15 protein-coding genes and 1 tRNA gene are annotated in these 18,587 nt (G+C 72.4%); 8 read left to right on the forward strand and 8 right to left on the reverse strand.

Annotated features, from left to right (window positions below; all coding sequences use genetic code 11):
• Positions 1-19: 19 nt before the first annotated feature.
• A complete protein-coding gene (locus tag IG64_RS06725; protein ID WP_078883831.1) occupies positions 20-1,738 on the reverse strand; it encodes a beta-N-acetylhexosaminidase in 1,719 nt (572 codons plus the stop codon).
• A gap of 97 nt (positions 1,739-1,835) precedes the next feature.
• Here IG64_RS06725 and IG64_RS06730 point away from each other — a divergent pair, with 97 nt between their 5' ends.
• Positions 1,836-2,723 carry a DUF4429 domain-containing protein gene (locus tag IG64_RS06730; RefSeq protein WP_037853083.1) on the forward strand — a complete coding sequence of 296 codons (888 nt, stop codon included), beginning with the start codon at positions 1,836-1,838 and terminating at the stop codon, positions 2,721-2,723.
• Between the two features lie 58 nt (positions 2,724-2,781).
• On the opposite strand, the gene IG64_RS06735 is transcribed toward IG64_RS06730, so the two are convergent.
• Entirely contained in the window at positions 2,782-4,365 is a 1,584-nt protein-coding gene (locus tag IG64_RS06735) for a purple acid phosphatase family protein (protein WP_199811524.1), read from the reverse strand.
• A gap of 165 nt (positions 4,366-4,530) precedes the next feature.
• Here IG64_RS06735 and IG64_RS06740 point away from each other — a divergent pair, with 165 nt between their 5' ends.
• Together IG64_RS06740 and glmS are read left to right on the forward strand one after the other, a co-directional pair.
• On the forward strand, positions 4,531-4,788 hold the full coding sequence (locus tag IG64_RS06740; RefSeq protein ID WP_037853086.1) for a hypothetical protein: 258 nt from the start codon (positions 4,531-4,533) through the stop codon (positions 4,786-4,788).
• Positions 4,789-4,902: 114 nt separating this feature from the next.
• Complete coding sequence (gene glmS, locus IG64_RS06745; RefSeq protein ID WP_037853087.1) at positions 4,903-6,720, forward strand: glutamine--fructose-6-phosphate transaminase (isomerizing); 1,818 nt, start codon at positions 4,903-4,905, stop codon at positions 6,718-6,720.
• 330 nt (positions 6,721-7,050) lie between these two features.
• Here the strand turns inward: glmS and IG64_RS06750 are convergent, their stop codons facing one another.
• Positions 7,051-7,578: a universal stress protein gene (locus IG64_RS06750; RefSeq protein ID WP_037853088.1), complete on the reverse strand. Its 528-nt coding sequence runs from the start codon at positions 7,576-7,578 to the stop codon at positions 7,051-7,053.
• Between the two features lie 432 nt (positions 7,579-8,010).
• On the opposite strand from IG64_RS06750, the gene IG64_RS06755 reads away from it, so the two are divergent.
• The 5 genes from IG64_RS06755 (at position 8,011) to IG64_RS06775 (ending at position 11,444) form a co-directional block, all read left to right on the forward strand.
• The gene (locus tag IG64_RS06755) at positions 8,011-8,340 is read left to right on the forward strand and encodes a hypothetical protein (protein WP_051812432.1); all 330 of its coding nucleotides are present in this window, start codon (positions 8,011-8,013) and stop codon (positions 8,338-8,340) included.
• Between the two features lie 378 nt (positions 8,341-8,718).
• Positions 8,719-9,936: a helix-turn-helix domain-containing protein gene (locus IG64_RS06760; protein ID WP_037853090.1), complete on the forward strand. Its 1,218-nt coding sequence runs from the start codon at positions 8,719-8,721 to the stop codon at positions 9,934-9,936.
• Positions 9,937-10,045: 109 nt separating this feature from the next.
• Positions 10,046-10,654, forward strand: coding sequence for an oligoribonuclease (gene orn / locus IG64_RS06765; protein WP_037853091.1), 609 nt, complete (start codon positions 10,046-10,048; stop codon positions 10,652-10,654).
• A 111-nt stretch (positions 10,655-10,765) separates the two neighbouring features.
• Positions 10,766-10,838: transfer RNA gene (locus tag IG64_RS06770), tRNA-His, on the forward strand.
• Between the two features lie 69 nt (positions 10,839-10,907).
• Positions 10,908-11,444 carry a GNAT family N-acetyltransferase gene (locus IG64_RS06775; protein ID WP_037853092.1) on the forward strand — a complete coding sequence of 179 codons (537 nt, stop codon included), beginning with the start codon at positions 10,908-10,910 and terminating at the stop codon, positions 11,442-11,444.
• Positions 11,445-11,615: 171 nt separating this feature from the next.
• Here IG64_RS06775 and IG64_RS06780 read toward each other — a convergent pair whose 3' ends face one another.
• From IG64_RS06780 to IG64_RS06800, 5 genes are all read right to left on the reverse strand, one after another.
• Positions 11,616-12,671: a LacI family DNA-binding transcriptional regulator gene (locus tag IG64_RS06780; protein ID WP_037853095.1), complete on the reverse strand. Its 1,056-nt coding sequence runs from the start codon at positions 12,669-12,671 to the stop codon at positions 11,616-11,618.
• Positions 12,672-12,865: 194 nt separating this feature from the next.
• Positions 12,866-14,311, reverse strand: coding sequence for a GH1 family beta-glucosidase (locus IG64_RS06785; protein ID WP_037853097.1), 1,446 nt, complete (start codon positions 14,309-14,311; stop codon positions 12,866-12,868).
• 193 nt (positions 14,312-14,504) lie between these two features.
• Entirely contained in the window at positions 14,505-15,425 is a 921-nt protein-coding gene (locus IG64_RS06790) for a carbohydrate ABC transporter permease (protein ID WP_037853099.1), read from the reverse strand.
• 14 nt (positions 15,426-15,439) lie between these two features.
• Positions 15,440-16,432, reverse strand: coding sequence for a carbohydrate ABC transporter permease (locus IG64_RS06795; RefSeq protein ID WP_037853101.1), 993 nt, complete (start codon positions 16,430-16,432; stop codon positions 15,440-15,442).
• A gap of 583 nt (positions 16,433-17,015) precedes the next feature.
• Positions 17,016-18,335 (reverse strand): ABC transporter substrate-binding protein, encoded by a 1,320-nt coding sequence (locus IG64_RS06800; RefSeq protein WP_037853103.1) that lies wholly within the window; start codon positions 18,333-18,335, stop codon positions 17,016-17,018.
• Positions 18,336-18,587 lie beyond the last annotated feature (252 nt).

Here is an 18,587-nt window from a genome sequence, read left to right on the forward strand (position 1 = left end):
GCCGGCACGTCCGTGCCGGTCAGCCGTTCGTCCAGGGCACCTGCGGCGAGCGGTAGTAGCCGATGCCCAGGGCGTCCCAGCGCGGTGCCTGCGCGGCGAGCCGGACCTTGTAGGTGTCCCAGTCGTGCGTGGCCGCGGGCGACCAGCCGAGTTCGGCGGCACCCGGCAGCCGCGGGAAGGCCATCGTGTCGAGCTGGGCCGAGGTGGACAGCGTCTCCGACCACAGCGGCGCCTCGACGCCCCGCACCGCGGACGCGGGCGCCCCCGGCAGATAGGCGGCGGGGTCCCAGTCGTAGGAGCGCCGCACCTCCACGTACCCGGCCCAGGACAGGCCGAGCGGGGTGTCCTTGGTGTACTTCATGTCGAGGTAGACCCGGTCGGCCGGGGACAGGATCAGCCCGGTGCCGTGCTGCGCGGCCTGGGCGACCTGGGCCTTCTCGGCGGCGCTGGTGGAGTCCATGCCCCAGTACTGGGCAAGGGCGCCCTCGGCGGGGGTGGCGCCGGTCAGCTGGTGCCAGCCGATGACCGTCTTGCCGTACTTGGCGACGATCGGCTGCACCCGGTTCATGAAGGTGACGTAGTCCTCGTGGCTGGTGGAGTGCGCCTCGTCGCCGCCGATGTGCAGATAGCGGCCGGGGGTGAGGGCGGCCAGCTCGCGGATCACGTCGTCCGCGAAGTCGTACGTCCTCTCCTTGGGCGCGCACAGCGAGCTGAAGCCGACCTTGGTGCCGGTGTAGAGCGGGGGCGCCACGCCGTCGCAGTTCAGCTCGGCGTAGGAGGCGAGGGCCGCGTTGGTGTGGCCCGGCATGTCGATCTCGGGCACGACCTCCAGGTAGCGGGAGGCGGCGTAGCGGACGATCTCGCGGTAGTCGGCCTTGGTGTAGAACCCGCCCGGCCCGCCGCCGACCTGCGTGGAACCGCCGTAGGCGGCCAGGCGCGGCCAGGAGTCCACGGCGATGCGCCAGCCCTGGTCGTCGCTGAGGTGCAGGTGCAGCTCGTTGATCTTGTAGAGGGCGAGCTCGTCGATGTAACGCTTGACCTGGCCGACGGTGAAGAAGTGCCGGGAGACGTCGAGCATGGCGCCCCGGTAGGCGTAGCGCGGGCTGTCCTGGACGGTGCCGCCCGCGACCAGCCAGGGGCCGCGCTGCACGGACTTCTTCTCGACGGCCGCGGGCAGCAGCTGACGCAGCGTCTGCACGCCGTGGAAGAGACCGGCCGGCTTCCCGGCGGTGATGGTCACGCCCCGGGGGCCGCTGTCGATGCGGTAGCCCTCGGCGCCGAACGGGCCCTTGTCCAGGCGGAGCCGGATGCCCGCCGGGCCGTGCGTGGTCAGCGGCAGGCGGTAGCCGGTGGCGGGGCGCAGGAGGTCCGCCAGGTAGGCGCCGACCCGGCGGGCCTCGCGGGAGCCGCCGACGCCGATGCGGGTGCCGGGCGTGATCCGGTACGGGGATCCGCCCGCCGTGACGGAGGCCGGGGCGGGGATCACCTGGTTCAGCGGGGTCGCCGCGCCTGTCCGGCCGGTGGCGGACTGCCCGGCGGTGGCCTGCCCGGCGGGTGCGGCGCCGACCGCGCAGGCCCCGGCCGCCGCAACCAGCAGCAGGGCGCCCAGGACCCGCGGGGCGCGGGCGGGGCGGGGGGCGGGGTGGCCGGACGGGGCGGGCCGGTCCGGCCGGCCGGTCCGGAAAGCGGTGCGGGCGGTGAGGGACTTGCGGGGAGTCGTGCTGCGGTGCCGTCTCACATGCGCTCCCTTCACACTGGGGCGGGGGCCCGGGAGGCCCGGGGGTACCCCGAGGGTATAGACCACTCTCCCGCAGAACCGGTGAAACAATCACCCCATGGCGGAAATCCTCCAGAAGGACGGCACCTGGGCCTTCGACGGCGACGCCCTCCGGCTGACCCCGGGGCGGGACCGGAACATCAGTGTGCTGCGGCGGGAGCTGGGTGAACTCCGGGTGCCGCTGCGCGCGTTGGCGGGCATCTCGTTCGAACAGGGCAAGCGGGCGGGGCGGCTCAGGCTGCGGCTGCGCGAGGGCGCCGACCCCCTGCTGCACGCCACCGGCGGCCGGCTGACCGAACCGCACGACCCCTACCAGCTCCTCGTGGAGCCGGACCGCTACGGCGTCGCCGAGTACGTCGTCGACGAGGTGCGCGGCGCCCTGCTGCTCGAAGAGGTCCCGCCCGGACCGGTGAAGGAGTATCTGCTGCCCGGGCCGTCCGTGCCGCTGTCGGTGTCCGCCGGGGACGGCACGGCGAGCTTCGACGGCGAACGGGTCCGCCTGGAGTGGAACTGGAAGACGGAGGACGCCAAGGCCGCCACCGGCGTGCGCACCCTGGAGCTGGCGGACATCACCGGCGTGGAGTGGGTGCCCGCCGCCGGCCTGGAGAACGGTCACCTGCGGCTGACCGTTCGGGGCGCGCCGGCCTCGGCGCCGCCGAAGTACGACCCGAACGCCGTCGAGCTGTGGGGCTTCAAGAAGGACCCGCTGATGGCGCTGGTCGCGGCGGCGGTGCAGGCACGGCTGCCGCACCCGTCCGCCCCGGTGCCGGACGACGGACCGGCAGAACCCGCGGTCCCGCCCGCGCGGCCCGCGCCGTCCGCCGCCGAGGACGAGCACGACGCGCTGCTGCGGCGGCTGCGGGAGCTGGGTGAGCTGCACCGCTCGGGCGTGCTCACCGACGAGGAGTTCACGCAGGCCAAGCGGGCGGTCCTCAGCCGCATGTGAGAACCGCCCGCGGGGCCCCTGCCGGGCCGGGTGCCGCCGGGTGCGCGCCGGCCCGGCGCTACTTGGCGCGGCGGGCCACCGTGAAGTGGTCGACCTGCGCGCCGGTCTCGGCGATGCCGCGCACCGTCAGCGTGGCCTGGCGGCCCCGGGCGGCCGGGGTGACGTCCACGCGCAGGAAGGAGTAGTCGAGGTAGCGCACGCGCGACCAGTCGGCGGTCTCCTTCTGCCGGGCGCCGTCCTTGAGGCAGACAAACGACGAGACGGCGTCCACCTGCTTCTCGTGGCCCTCGTAGGTCTGGTCGGCGCTGAAGGCGTACAGGCTCTTGCCGGCCGCGCCCGCCGTGACGTAGACGACGCCGTCGGTCTCGGGGTAGGCGGTGCCGCCGATCGGGAGCTTCTTGGCGACCTGGCCGCCCTTGATCACGTCGGTGCGCTCGTAGACGTGGTTGTGACCGTTGATGACCAGGTCCACGGTGTACTTCTCGAACAGCGGCACCCACTCCTGGCGCACGCCCCCCTCCGAGGCGTGCGCGGTGGAGGTGCAGTAGGCGCAGTGGTGGAAGAAGACGACGACGAAGTCGACGTCGCGGTGGGCCCGGTACTTCTTGAGCTGGGCCTCCAGCCACCTGGTCTGGGTGCCGCCGGAGATGCCGAGGTTGGCCGGGATCTCGAAGGAGATGTCATTGGCGTCCAGCGAGATGACGGCGGTGTTGCCGTAGACGAAGGAGTAGACGCCCGGCAGGTTCTCGGCGTCGGGTCCGTTGTCCGGGAGCGTCCAGCGGGCCTCCTCGCCGCCGTAGCCGTTGGGCGAGTACCAGGCCTCCATGTCGTGGTTGCCGTACGAGACCATCCACGGGACCTGCTTGGCGACGGACTCGGTCTGGTACAGGAACTGGTCCCAGACGCGGGAGTCGAAGCCGCTGTCGCTCGTCCTGCCCTGTCCGGCCGGGTCGCCGTAGGCGATGTCGCCGGCGTGCAGGTGGAAGGCGGGGTCCTGGCCGAGGATCAGGGCGTCGTTGGCCAGGCCGTGGTAGCTGACGCCCTGGTCGCCGAAGGCGGTGAAGGTGAACGGCGCCTTGTCCGCGGGGGCGGTGGTGAAGGTGCCGAGCGTGCCGGTCAGGTGGCGCTCGGCCGGGTCGAAGCCCTGGTGGCCGACGCCGTAGTAGTAGGTGCGGCCGGGGCGCAGGTGGGTGAGCTTGGCGTGCAGGTAGTACTGGGTGCGGTCGCCGCTCGCGCCGACACCGGCCGGGGTGTAAAGGGTGCGGACCTCGGCGGGTATCTTCCGCGACAGGTCCCAGGGGTGCGCGCCGACCCGGATGAACGGCTTCCTGACGGCGACCGGGACCTGCCAGGAGACGGTGATCTCGGTGCGCGGGTCGTTGCCGAAGGCGAGGTGGCGGCCGAAGGGGGCGACCAGGGCGCCGTCGACGGAGTCGGCCGAGGAGGCGGGGGCCGTGGTGGCGGTGCGCTGCGCGGGCACGGCGGCCTGCGCGGCGGTGCCCGTCACGAACGCGCCACCCGCGACGGCGCCGAGGGTGACCGCGCCGCCCCGGATCATCGTGCGCCGCGAGAACTTGGAACGCAGGTACTCGTGCTGCTCGGCCATGCTCATGCGCTCGGCCAGCTTCTCGGGTACGCCCATGCGAGGAATGTCCATGGCGTCTGAAAATGGCCGACCGGGGCGGCGGCGGACGGGACGGCGGGTGGACGGCTCACGAACAGCACCTCACCGGCGCATGAACAGGCCCTTGCCCGAAATCGGGCAGGATTCTTGCGAAAGTGATCGCGGTACCCCAGGATCTACCGGGTGCACGACGAACTGGTTGATCATCTGACGCGGTCCACGCCCCTGAACCGGGGCGAGGCGCTGCGTGTGGTCCAGGACGTGCTCGCCTACTTCGACGAGACGACCGAGGAGTTCGTCCGTCGCCGCCACCGCGAGCTGCAGGCCCAGGGCCTGGTGAACGCGGAGATCTTCGAACGGATCGCGGCGGACCTGAAGTACCGCGCGGTGGCGCCGCCGGAGCTGTCCCTGCGGCAGCTGCGGCGCATCGTCTACGGCTGACCGCGCACCGGTGGCGCCGCCGGCACGGCGGCACCACCGGGCGGCAGCGACAGCACCAGCACCAGCACCAGCACCCACAGCAGCATCGACTCGGGGAAAAGGGACGGGACTTGTATGTGCGGAATCGTCGGATACATCGGGAAGCGTGACGTCGCCCCGCTGCTCCTGGAAGGCCTGCAGCGCCTGGAGTACCGCGGCTACGACTCCGCGGGCATCGTCGTCACCTCGCCGAAGACGCCCGGCCTGCGGATGGTCAAGGCCAAGGGCCGGGTCCGCGACCTGGAGGCGAAGGTCCCGGCGCGCTTCAAGGGCACCACCGGCATCGCCCACACCCGCTGGGCCACCCACGGCGCCCCGTCCGACGTGAACGCCCACCCGCACATGTCCGGCGACAACAAGGTCGCCGTCGTGCACAACGGCATCATCGACAACGCCGCCGACCTGCGCCGCAAGCTGGAGGCGGACGGCGTGGAGTTCCTCTCCGAGACCGACACCGAGGTGCTCGTCCACCTCATCGCGCGTTCGGAGGCCGACAAGCTGGAGGACCGGGTCCGCGAGACCCTGCGCCTGATCGAGGGCACCTACGGCATCGCCGTCATGCACGCCGACTTCCCCGACCGCATCGTGGTGGCCCGCAACGGCTCCCCGGTCGTCCTCGGCATCGGCGAGAAGGAGATGTTCGTCGCCTCCGACGTCGCCGCGCTGGTCGCCCACACCCGGCAGATAGTCACCCTCGACGACGGCGAGATGGCCACCCTCAAGGCCGACGACTTCCGCACGTACACCACCGAGGGCACCCGGACGACCGCCGAGCCGACCACCGTGGAGTGGGAGGCCGAGTCGTACGACATGGGCGGCCACGACACGTACATGCACAAGGAGATCCACGAGCAGGCCGAGGCCGTGGACCGGGTGCTGCGCGGCCGGATCGACGACCGGTTCGCCACCGTGCACCTGGGCGGCATCAACCTGGACGCCCGCGAGGCGCGCGCGGTGCGCCGGGTGAAGATCCTGGGCTGCGGCACCTCGTACCACGCGGGCATGATCGGGGCCCAGATGATCGAGGAGCTGGCCCGCATCCCCGCCGACGCGGAGCCCGCCTCCGAGTTCCGCTACCGCAACGCGGTCGTGGACCCCGACACCCTGTACATCGCCGTCTCGCAGTCCGGTGAGACCTACGACGTGCTGGCGGCCGTGCAGGAGCTGAAGCGCAAGGGCGCGCGGGTCCTCGGTGTGGTCAACGTGGTCGGTTCGGCGATCGCCCGCGAGGCCGACGGCGGCATCTACGTGCACGCCGGCCCCGAGGTCTGCGTGGTCTCCACCAAGTGCTTCACCAACACCTGCGTCGCCTTCGCGCTGCTCGCCCTGCACCTGGGCCGCATCCGCGACCTGTCGGTGCGCGACGGCAAGCGGATCATCGAGGGCCTGCGCAAGCTGCCGGAGCAGATCTCCCAGATCATGAAGCAGGAGGCGGAGATCGAGGAGCTGGCCAAGAGCTACGCCGACGCCCGCTCGATGCTCTTCATCGGCCGCGTCCGGGGCTACCCGGTGGCCCGCGAGGCCTCCCTGAAGCTCAAGGAGGTCTCCTACATCCACGCCGAGGCCTACCCGGCCTCCGAGCTGAAGCACGGCCCGCTGGCCCTGATCGAGCCCGCGCTGCCCACGGTGGCGATCGTGCCCGACGACGACCTGCTGGAGAAGAACCGGGCGGCCATGGAGGAGATCAAGGCCCGCAGCGGCAAGATCCTCGCCGTGGCCCACCAGGAGCAGGAGAAGGCCGACCAGACGATCGTCGTGCCGAAGAACGAGGACGAGCTGGACCCGATCCTCATGGGCATCCCGCTCCAGCTCCTCTCCTACCACACGGCCCTGGCCCTGGGCCGGGACATCGACAAGCCCAGGAACCTCGCCAAGTCGGTGACGGTGGAGTAGAACCCTCGGGGGCGCCCCCCGGGGGGGCGCCCCCCCCGGGGGGCGCCCCCGAGGGACACGGCGGCGGGGCCGGTGTGCGGCTCCGCCGCCCGGGCGCGACCGGCCCCGCCCGTGGAGGCCGGACAGAGTCCTCCCGGCAGGCACGAACGCTGTCGCGCCCGAGTGATGTGGACGCCGGGCAGCGGGAGTTGAGGGGCGGAGGACGAGGGGGCAGAGGACGCCGCCCGCAGGCCGTCAGGGGGTGACCCCGACCAGCGGCCGTGACGTCAGGAGATGACCACGGCCGGACGCCGTGACGTCAGGGGATGACCACGACCGGCGGCCGTGTCGTCAGGGGATGACCACGACCGGACGCTGCGCCCGCTTGGCGAGCCGGCCCGCGACCGATCCGAAGACGCGGCCCACGATGCCGTGCGTGGAGCCGACCACGATGGCGTCCGCCGCGTACTCCTTGCCGACCTCTTCCAGTTCGTGGCAGATGTCGCCGCCGCGCTCGACCAGGATCCAGGGCACCTCGGCGAGGTACTCCGCGCACGCCAGCTCCAGGCCGAGGACCTCGGTGCGGTGGTCGGGCACGTCCACGAAGACCGGCGGTTCGCAGCCCGCCCAGACCGTGGTGGGCAGCCGGTTGGCCACATGCACGATGATCAGACCGGACCGGGTGCGGTGCGCCATCCCGATCGCGTAGGCGAGGGCTCGCTCGCTGGAGTCCGATCCGTCGAAGCCGACGACGACGCCGTGCTTGAACGCCGGATCGCAGGGATGGCGTAGCTCTTGTGCCGCCAGGGGTTCGGCCGCCGTGGGGTCGGCGACCGGCCGCTTGCGGTCCGCGTGTTCGAAGAATTCGTGACCGGCCATGGCTGTCTCGGCGATGTGATCCTTTGTCGGGGACGGCAATCTGCGGCGGAGCTGTGTCCGGGAATCGTCTTCCCGTCCCCATACCCGCAAGGGTACGGCCGCACTCCTCCTTGGCCCAGATCCCGCACACGCTCCGTGGCGGTTCACCGGAGCATGCACGACAGCCGCCCGTAACGCAATGGTTGCTGCCCCGTACAGGCGGTTCGCACGGGATTCACGTGCCCCGGCACGGCCGGCGGCCCGGTACGGCGGCGCCCGCCGCCGGGCCGGGCGCCGCCGTACCGGTGTCCTTCGGCTCCGTACAGTGACCGGCGGATCGAACACGCGTTGAACCCGGTGAGCCGTCGCCCAGGGAGCACCGAGAGGGAGCACGCCGTGTCCGGACCCCGTACCGCCCCCGGAAGGCACTCCTCGCCGCCCGCACCCGGGCCGGTGCCCGACGCGTCCGGCGAGCGGCCGGCGGAGCGGGCGCAGGCCGCCGGCGACAGCGCGGGCGACGTGGTCCGCTGGGCCCTGTTCAGCTGCGTCCTGGTCCCGGTGGTCCTGCTCTGGCACGGCACCTCGCCGGCCGGTGCCCTCGGGGCCGCGCTGGGCCTGGCGGCCGTCACCGGGGCCTGCCGCGTCCTGCTGCGGCAGTCGGAGCGGGGGGCGGCCCGGCTGCGCGCCGAGGAGCGCGCCCCGCACCGCGGCCGGCACCAGCGGACGGGCACGGGCGCGCACCGGGGCGGTCGGCACTCGGGGGGAACGACACCGGTCAACTGACCGGTTTCCGCGCACGCGACCGCATCTTTTCAGCCAACTTCTTGAACTCGCGCATCCCCCCGTCCCGCACCCCCTCAACCCGCGTTTGACCTGCACGGAAAGGGTCCCGGGAGCACCGCGCACCCTACGTGGATTGGCCACCGCCACGAGGCGCACTTCCCTGCACGCCGTGGGAGTGCAACGCTTCGTGATCGAATGCTTCACGCCAAGTTGCCATGTCGACAATGTGCCGGGTGTCGAACTGGTCACCGCGGCACGGCGGGACGCAGTAGATTCGATCTTGACTGTCTTACGGCGGGGGACTCGTGCAGGACCGAGGGGAAACGTGCAGGAGCGACACAACCGAGGAGCCGCGACCACCGAGGGGGGCTTAGCAGTATGAGCCACGACTCCACTGCCGCGCCGGAAAACGCGGCCCGGAAACTGTCCGGGCGCCGCCGCAAGGAGATCGTCGCGGTGCTGCTGTTCAGCGGCGGCCCCATCTTCGAGAGTTCCATACCGCTGTCGGTGTTCGGGATCGACCGCCAGGACGCCGGAGTACCGCGCTACCGCCTGCTGGTGGCGGCCGGTGAGGAAGGCCCGCTGCGGACCACAGGGGGCCTGGAACTCACCGCGCCGCATGGCCTGGAGGCGATCTCACGGGCGGGCACCGTCGTCGTGCCCGCCTGGCGTTCGATCACCGCGCCACCGCCGGAAGAGGCGCTCGACGCGCTGCGCCGGGCGCACGAGGAGGGCGCCCGCATCGTGGGCCTGTGCACCGGGGCCTTCGTCCTGGCCGCGGCCGGCCTGCTGGACGGCCGTCCCGCCACCACCCACTGGATGTACGCGCCGACGCTGGCCAAGCGCTACCCGTCGGTGCACGTCGATCCGCGCGAGCTGTTCGTCGACGACGGCGACGTGCTGACGTCGGCGGGCACCGCGGCCGGGATCGACCTGTGCCTGCACATCGTGCGCACCGACCACGGCAACGAGGCGGCCGGCGCGCTGGCCCGCCGCCTGGTCGTGCCACCGCGCCGCAGCGGAGGCCAGGAACGCTACCTGGACAGGTCTTTACCCGAGGAGATCGGCGCCGACCCGCTCGCCGAGGTCGTCGCCTGGGCGCTGGAACACCTCCACGAGCAGTTCGACGTGGAGACGCTGGCCGCGCGCGCCTACATGAGCCGGCGTACGTTCGACCGCCGCTTCCGCTCGCTCACCGGCAGCGCGCCGCTGCAGTGGCTGATCACCCAGCGGGTGCTCCAGGCACAGCGGCTGCTGGAGACGTCGGACTACTCGGTGGACGAGGTCGCGGGCCGCTGCGGCTTCCGCTCCCCCGTGGCGCTGCGCGGCCACTTCCGGCGGCAGCTGGGATCGTCCCCGGCCGCCTACCGGGCGGCGTACCGGGCCCGGCGTCCGCAGGGAGAGCGCCCGGCCGAGGCGGAGTCGCCGCTGGGCGCGGCGGGGCCGGGAGCCGGCCCGGGTCCCCTCCTGGGGGTCCCGCAGCCATCGGGGCCGGTTCCCTCGTCGCTGCACCCCGACGGCCCGCCGGCCCACCCGGGGCGGCGCACCCCGGCGGCCCTGTCGGCGAGCCTGCCGGGCCAGCGCAGCGGTAACTGAGGCGGCGGACGGCGGGGGGAGCGCGGTGACCGCGCTCCCCCCGCCGCGTCCGGTGCGAGGTCGCGCACGGCCGGTCCGGCGCGCCGCGGCGCGCCGTAAGGTGAGACACATGAACGATCGCATGGTGTGGATCGACTGCGAGATGACCGGTCTCTCGCTGTCCGACGACGCTCTCATCGAGGTGGCCGCCCTCGTCACCGACTCCGAGCTGAACGTACTCGGCGAGGGGGTCGACATCGTCATCCGCCCGCCGGACGCGGCGCTGGAGACGATGCCGGAGGTGGTGCGTCAGATGCACACCGCGTCCGGCCTGCTCGCGGAACTGGCCGGCGGCACGACGCTGAAGGACGCCGAGGAGCAGGTCCTCGCCTACGTCCGCGAGCACGTGAAGGAGCCCGGCAAGGCGCCCCTGTGCGGGAACTCGGTCGGCACCGACCGCAGCTTCCTGCTGCGCGACATGCCGGACCTGGAGGGCTACCTCCACTACCGCATCGTCGACGTCTCCTCCATCAAGGAACTGGCCCGCCGCTGGTACCCGAGGGCGTACTTCAACAGCCCGGAGAAGAACGGCAACCACCGCGCCCTCGCCGACATCCGCGAGTCCATCGCGGAGTTGCGCTACTACCGCGAGGCCGTCTTCGTCCCGCAGCCCGGCCCCGACTCCGACAGCGCCAAGGCGATCGCCGCGAAGTACGTCCTGCCTGCTCAGCAGGGTTAGAAAGGGCCCGGGAAGGGGCGCCGCGAAACACGTGCGCGAGCACCCCTTCGGACCCTGTACACTTTTTCTCGGCCGGTCGGGGAAACGACAGATTCACCGCCACCGGTCATGGTGGGTGTAGCTCAGCTGGTAGAGCACCTGGTTGTGGTCCAGGATGCCGCGGGTTCGAGTCCCGTCACTCACCCTGTGGGATCGGCCGGTGGCCGCGACAGATGTCGCGATCACCGGCCGATGTCGTTTCCGGGAGTCCTCCGTGCGTACCGAGCCCGTCCGTACCGACCGCCTCGATCTGGTCCCGCTGCGGGCCGGACATGCCGCGGAGATGGCCGCCGTGCTGTCCGACCCGGCGCTGCACACCTTCATCGGCGGTGCGCCGCTCGGCGCCGACGAGCTGCGGGCGCGCTACGAACGGCTCGTGGCCGGATCCGGCGACCCGGACGTCTCCTGGTGCAACTGGGTGCTGCGGCTGCGCCCGCACGGCCAGGGGGGCGGCCCCGGTGAGCGGGCGGACGGCCCGCTGGTGGGGACCGTACAGGCCACCGTGCACGGGAGGGAGACGGCCGAGATCGCCTGGGTGGTGGGGTCGGCCTGGCAGCGGCGGGGGTTCGCCTCGGAGGCGGCCCGCGCGCTGGTCGGGCTGCTCGGGCGGGCGGGGGTGGGCAGCGTCGTCGCGTACATCCACCCCGGCCACCGCGCCTCCGCCGCCGTCGCCGCGTCCGCCGGACTCGCGCCGACCGGGGAGAGCCGGGACGGCGAGACCGTGTGGCGGGCGCCGGCACCGGGGCGGTGACGACGCGGTGCGCGGCCCGCGCCTCGATCCGTCGACGGTGCGGGCCCGGCCGGGAACCGGCACGGTGAAGGCGCCGCTGCGGTCCGGTCCGGTGCTTCCCCGGGCCGCCACGGTGACGGCACGTCCTCCGGACCGGCACGGCTGCGCTGCTCCGGCGTCCTGCCCACGGCGTCACGACGACGTGCGGACGACCAGTTCCGTGGGCAGCACGGCGTGCCGCCGTTCCGGTGCGGCGGCGCCGGCCGGGCGGCGGCCTGCGATCTCCGTCAGGAGCAGGTCGATCATCGCGCGGCCCATCTCCTCGATGGGCTGGCGGACGCTGGTCAGCGGCGGGTCCATGTGGCGGGCGATGGCGGAGTCGTCGTAGCCGACCAGGGCCACGTCCTCCGGGATGCGGCGGCCCGAGGCGCGCAGCACCTGGCGGGCGCCCGCCGCGGTGACGTCCGAACCGGCGAAGACCGCGTCCAGCCCGGGCGCCCGCTCCAGCAGGCGCGTCATTGCCCGGCGCCCGCCCTCCTCGGTGAAGTCGCCTTGTTCCACGAGGTGTTCGTCGACGCCGAGACCCGCGTCGCCGAGCGCGTCGCGGTAGCCGTCCACGCGACGCTGGGCGCCGTAGACGTCCATGTGGCCGGTGATGTGCGCGATGCGGCGGCGGCCGCGGGAGAGCAGGTGCTCCACCGCCGAGCGGGCGCCGCCGTAGTTGTCGGAGTCCACCGAGGTCAGCGCCTCCGCCGCGGACCGCGGGCCGCTGATCACCGCGGGGATCTCCAGCTGCGCCACCAGGTCGGGCAGCGGATCGTCCGCGTGGACGGACACCAGCAGCACGCCGTCCACCCGGTGCGCGGCCAGGTACTGGGCGAGCCGCCGGCGTTCCCGGTCGCCGCCCGCGAAGATCAGCAGCAACTGCATCTCGGTGTCGGTGAGTTCGGCCCCGACCCCGCGCAGCATGTCGGAGAAGTACGGCTCCGCGAAGAACCGGGTCTCCGGCTCCGGGACCACCAGGGCGATCGCGTCGGTGCGGTTGGCGGCCAGCGCGCGGGCGGCGGTGTTGGGGACGTAGCCGAGTTCCGCGACCGCCGCCTGGACCGCCGCGCGGGTGGCGTCGCTGACCCGCGGCGAACCGTTGATCACGCGGGAGACCGTGCCGCGGCCCACACCGGCCCGGGCGGCGACCTCCTCCAGGGTCGGCCGGCCGCCACCCCGGCCCCGCCCACCGTTGACCGCCATAGTCGCCGCCTTCCGTTCGCAGCCGTCAGGCCAGGAATCCAGGTCAGGAATGTAACAGCCGGGCCCGGAGCCCCCTGGCCCCATGGTCCCGCGCGGGCCCGCCCCCCGTGGTCTCGTGCCCGGGCCCGCGCGCCGCCTTCCTCCCGGCCCTCCTGCTCCCCTCCCCCGGCTGCTCCGCCGCCCGCCGTCCGGGCTCAGCCGGCCGAGGGCAGCGCGTTGTCCCGGATCACGCCCGCGTACCAGTGCGCGCTCTGCTTGGGGATGCGGCGCTGGGTGCCGTAGTCGACGTAGACGGCGCCGAAGCGCTTCGAGTAGCCGTAGGACCATTCGAAGTTGTCCAGCAGGGACCACAGGAAGTAGCCGCGCACGTCCGCGCCGTCCGCGACGGCCCGGAGTACGGCGTCCAGGTGGGAGTGGAGGTACGCGATGCGCCGCGGGTCGTTGACCCGGCCCTCGGGCGAGACGTAGTCGTCGAAGGCGGCGCCGTTCTCGGTGACCATCAGCGGCAGACCGGGGTGCGTGGCGGCCAGGCCGGTCAGCAGGGTGTGCAGGCCCTCGGCGTCGATGGCCCAGTTCATCGCCGTGAGCTGGTCGTTGGCGAGGTGGAAGGCGACGTGGTCGGAGCCGGTCCACGGGGAGTGGTCGCTGGCGCCGTGCCCGTCGTTCTTCGTGGCGGCGCCGCCGGCGGAGTGGGAGACCACGGTCGGCGCGTAGTAGTTGACGCCGAGGACGTCGATCGGGCGGGAGATCTCGGCCAGGTCGCCGTCGTGCACCAGCTGTCCCCAGTCGACGAGGTGCGCGGTGTCCGCGAGCAGGTCCTCCGGGTAGGCGCCGTCCAGGATCGGGCCGGTGAAGATCCGGTTGCCGACCGCGTCGATGCGGCGGGCGGCCTCGGCGTCCTCGGGGCTGCCGGTGAGCGGGCGCACCTGGTGCAGGTTGAGGGTGATGGAGGTCTGCGCGGACGCGGGCAGCACCGAGCGCAGCGCCCCGACCGCCTGGCCGTGCGCCAGGTTGAGGTGGTGCGCGGCGCGCAGGGTGGCGGCCGGGTCCGTGCGTCCCGGGGCGTGCACGCCGGAGCCGTAGCCGAGGAAGGCGCTGCACCAGGGCTCGTTGAGGGTGGTCCACACGCCGACGCGGTCGCCGAGGGCGCGGGCGGTCATCTCGGCGTACTCGGCGAAGCGGTGCGCGGTGTCGCGGTGCGGCCAGCCGCCGGCGTCCTCCAGTTCCTGGGGCAGGTCCCAGTGGTAGAGGGTGGCGACGGGGGTGATGCCCGCCTGGAGCAGTTCGTCGGTGAGGCGGCGGTAGAAGTCCAGGCCGCGCTCGACGGCGGGTCCCCGGCCGGTGGGCTGGACCCGGGACCAGGAGACGGAGAACCGGTACGCCTTCAGGCCGAGGTCCTTCATCAGCGCCACGTCGTCGCGGTAGCGGTGGTAGTGGTCGGCGGCGATGTCGCCGGTGTCGCCGTTGAGGACCTTGCCGGGGGTGTGGCTGAAGGTGTCCCAGATGGAGGGGGTGCGGCCGTCCTCGGCGGCGGCGCCCTCCACCTGGTAGGCGGCGGTGGCGGCGCCCCAGACGAAGCCGGTGGGGAAGGCGGTGGCGGAGGTCTGCCGGGCAGTGGTCTCGGGTCGTACGGCGGTCATCGTGAGAGCGCTCCCAGGAGTGGCGTGCGGAAAGGGCCCCGACCGGGGCCCGGTGGGGGATGCGGGCGGGCGCGGGGGTACGCGCCCGGCCCGCGGACGAGACGGTGCAGGGGTGCGGTTGACGGGTGGTGCGGGGTGGGACGGGGGGAGGTGAACCGGTGCGGGCGGGTCTGCCGGGGCGGGTGCGGGCGGGTCAGCCCTTGACCGCGCCCGCCATGATGCCGCCGACGATCTGCTTGCCGAAGACGATGAAGACCACCAGCAGCGGCAGCGTGCTGATCAGGGCTCCGGCCATGACGATGCTCTGGTCCGGGGTGTAGGAGGCGCTGAGCTGGCCGAGCGCCACCTGGAGGGTGGGGTTCTCCTGGTTCAGCGCGAGGAAGGGCCAGAAGAAGTCGTTCCACGCCTGGACGAAGGTGAGCATGCCGAGCACCATCATCGCCGGGCGGGCCGCGGGCAGCACGACGCTCCACACGATGCGGATGTTGCTCGCGCCGTCCACCTTGGCGGCCTCGATCAGCTCGTAGGGCAGGGCCTCCAGCAGGTACTGGCGCATGAAGAAGACACCGAAGGCGCCGACCAGGGTCGGGAAGATCACCGACTCCAGCTTGTTGCCCCACCCGATGTCCGCCATCAGCATGAACAGCGGGACGACGCTGAGCTGCGGCGGGATGGTCAGGGTGGCGATGACCGCGGTCATCAGCGCGCCGCGGCCCCGGAAGCGCATCTTGGCGAAGGCGTACCCGGCCAGCGTGCAGAAGAACAGCGTGGCCACGGTGATGGAGCCGGCCACGATGACGCTGTTGACGATGGCCTTGCCGAGGTTGGCCTGCTCCCAGGCCGCCTGGAGGTTGTGCCACAGCTTGCCGCCCGGGATCAGCGGCGGCGGGCTGTCGAGGACCCGCTGCTGGTCGTGGGAGGCGGCCACCAGCGTCCAGTACAGCGGGAAGATCGAGCCCAGGCCGACGACGACCAGGGCGATGTAGGTGAACGGGCCGCCCTTGAGCTGCTGTCCGGCGCCGATCCTGAAACGGCCGCGGCCCCGCTGCGGGGAGGCGGGCAGCGATGCCGGGGCGAGGGCCGGAGCGCTCTTTTCGGGATGAGTCGTGGTCATCGATATCGCTCCCGTCAGGCCGCGCTCTTGCGCACGAGCCGGCCGACGATCCAGTTGATCAGTGCGATGAGCAGCAGCAGGACGAGCATGGCCCAGGCGACGGCGGCGGCCGGGCCCAGGTGCTGCAGCTTCCAGCCGTAGTTGTAGAGGTAGATGCTGAGGGTCTCGTACTGGTGCTCGCTGCCTCCGACGGCGCCGAGTGTGCCGCCCTGGAGCAGCAGGGGTTCACCGAAGAGCTGCATGGAGCCGATCGTCGAGATGACGATGGTGAACAGGATCGTCGGACGCAGCGAGGGGATGGTCACCTTGCGGAACTGCTGCCAGCGCGTGGCTCCGTCGATCGACGCCGCCTCGTACAGGTCGGTCGGCACCGCCTGCATCGCCGCCAGGTAGATCAGGGCGTTGTAGCCGGTCCAGCGCCAGATCACGATGACCGAGATGGCGATCTTGGACGTCCACTCCCCGTTGCCCCAGTCGGTGTTGCCCGCGCCGAAGAAGTGCAGCACCCAGTTGAGGAAGCCGCCGTCGGCGCGGAAGACGAGAGCGAAGACCAGGGCTGCGGTGGCCACCGAGGTGGCGTACGGGGTGAGGATCACCGTCCGCCAGAACGTGCTGGCGCGCAGCTTGTAGTTGAGCAGGTGGGCGAGGCCCAGCGCCACGAGCAGCTGGGGGACGGTCGAGATGACGCCGATGATGAAGGTGTTGGTGACGGCCGTCCAGAACTCGGAGTCCTGGAGGATCTTCGAGAAGTTGTCGAAGCCGACCCACTGCGACTGGTCGAGGCCCGTCAGCTCCACGCGGTGCAGGGCGATCCAGCCGGTGTAGAGGAGCGGGTAGAGCCCGAAGGCACCGAAGACGAGGAAGAAGGGGGCGATGTACGCGTACGGCGAGACCTTGTCGTCCAGGCGCCACAGCCGGCTGCGCCACTTGGCGCGTCCGTTCGGCGCGGCGCCGGTGCCGCCGGGTGGCGGGGTGTAGGCGCCCCGTGCGGGGGTTGTCGTTGCCACGGAGGGAGTCCTTCCCTGGGAGGTTTCGGCCGGGTAGGGGGCGGGGGCGGAGCGGAGGTCGGGTGCACGGGCGCCGGCACGGGGTCCGCCGCGTCCCCGCCGCTCCCTGCGCGGACCGGCAGGCGATCGGTAGGGCATCGGGAGGTGGCCGGCAGGCCGGCGGCAGGGGCGCTGCGGGCCCGGTCGCCGCGGTGCCGGGCGGGCCGCGGCAGGGCCCGGCGGCGGCACGTGGACGGAGGCGGGAGGGGACGAAGACCGGGGCCCGCCGCGGAGTTCAGCCGCCCCGGCCTGCCGGTGGGTGCCGCACCCGGGCGGGCCGGCGGTCCTCGCCGCCGGGGCCCGCCGCCGGGCCGGGCCACCGGATCCTGCCCTCGCCGGGCCGCTCACCGCCGCCCGGCCACCGCGGCCCGCTCGCCACCGCCGGGCCGCTCACCGCCGGGCCGCTCACCGGAAACACCGCTGCGGCCCAGCCTGCGGCGGCCGGGCCTGGTGCGGACGTTCCCGTGCCGCGCCGGCGGCCGCTGCGCGGCGCCGGGTGCGCGGCCGGTGCGGGCGGCCCGGGGACCGCCCGCACCGGCGGGTGTCAGCCGATCGCCTTGTCGATCGATTCGGTCGCGGCGTCCCACGCCTTGTCGGGCGAAGTACCGCGCTGCTCCATGTTGTTGATCTGCGTGGAGATCGTGTCCTTGATCGCGGCGTCCTTCGGGCCGAGCACCGCCTCGGGGATGGACTTGGCCTCTTCGGCGTAGATCTGGCCGACCGGGGCGTTGTTGAAGTACGGCAGGGTCGCGTTCTTCACGCTGGCCAGCTCGTAGGCGCCCTTGTTCGACGGGAAGACACCGACCGCCTTGAACACGGCGGCCTGCTGCTCGGGAGCGGTCAGCCACTTGACCAGGTCGGTGGCCTCCTTGACGTGCTTGCCGCCCTTGGGCACCGCGAGGAAGGAGCCGCCCCAGTTGGCCGCGGCCGAACCGGGCGCACGGGCGATGTCCCACTTGCCCTTGTAGTTGTCACCGGAGTAGGTCGTGATCTGGGCGGCCATCCAGGCCGGGCACGCCATGGAGGCGATGGTGCCCTTGCGCAGTGCGGCCTGCCACGGGTCCTGGAACTGCGGCACGCCCTGGCTGAGCTTCTTCGCGGCGGCCTCGGCGGCCAGGTTCCAGCCCTGCTTGACGGACTCGCTGTCCTTGTAGACCGCCTTGCCGTCGGCGTCGTAGTACTGCTTCGGGGACGAGCTGACGACCGCGTTGTACATGGCGCTCGCGGAGTCCATGAAGTAAGTGCCGGACGGCGCCTTCTTCTTGTACTGCTCGCCGAGCTTGAGGTAGTCCTCCCAGCCGCCCGCGACGGCCTTGGCGACGGCCTCGCGGTCGCTGGGCAGGCCGGCCTGCTGGAAGAGGTCCCGGCGGTAGCACAGCGACATGGGGCCGATGTCGGTGCCGGCGCCGATGACCGAGCCGTCCTTGGCGGTGGCCTGCTTCTCCTTCCAGGACACCCAGTCGGTGACGTTGATCGACTTGCTCAGGTCGGCGAACTTGCCCGCCTGGGTGTCGACGACCTCCTTGATGCGCCCGACCTCGATACCCGTGACGTCCGCCAGACCGTTGCCCGCGTTCAGCTGCTGAAGCAGCTTCGGGTAGTAGTCCTGCTCGTTCGCGGTGGTCTCTTCCTTCACCGTGATGTTCGGGTGCAGCTTCTGGTACTGGGCGAACAGGCCGGCCTCCTTGTAGCCGAACTGCCCGTAGTCGGCCACCTTGAGGGTGATCTTCCCGTTGGCGTCCGAGCTGTCCGAGTCGCTGTCGCTGCTGCAGCCGGTCAGCAGGACGGCCGAGGCCGTCAGGACCGTCGTGGTCAGGGCCGCTGCTCTGCGGCCTCGACCGCCGCCGGTACGGGTGATGCGCATTCCACTACTCCTTGTTCCAGGGGGAACGGGGCCTCAAAGGAATCAGGCCGCCGGTGCTCCGGCGGTTCGGACCTGCCCTCTCGGTTCGAGCAGCGGCCAGCCCACAGCACGCGGCGTGCGGTGCGAAGGTGCTGGTCAACGGTGTGCCATGCGAGATAGAGGGAAGGGCCGTTGGTACTGGGGTCCGCACGGGAGGGAGTCCCGACGCTCCGTGGGACCGCTCCCACGCGGCATGCCGGAAGACTCCTTGCT

Origin of the sequence: Streptomyces sp. NRRL S-340 (assembly GCF_000720185.1) — a bacterium.
Taxonomy (GTDB): domain Bacteria; phylum Actinomycetota; class Actinomycetes; order Streptomycetales; family Streptomycetaceae; genus Streptomyces.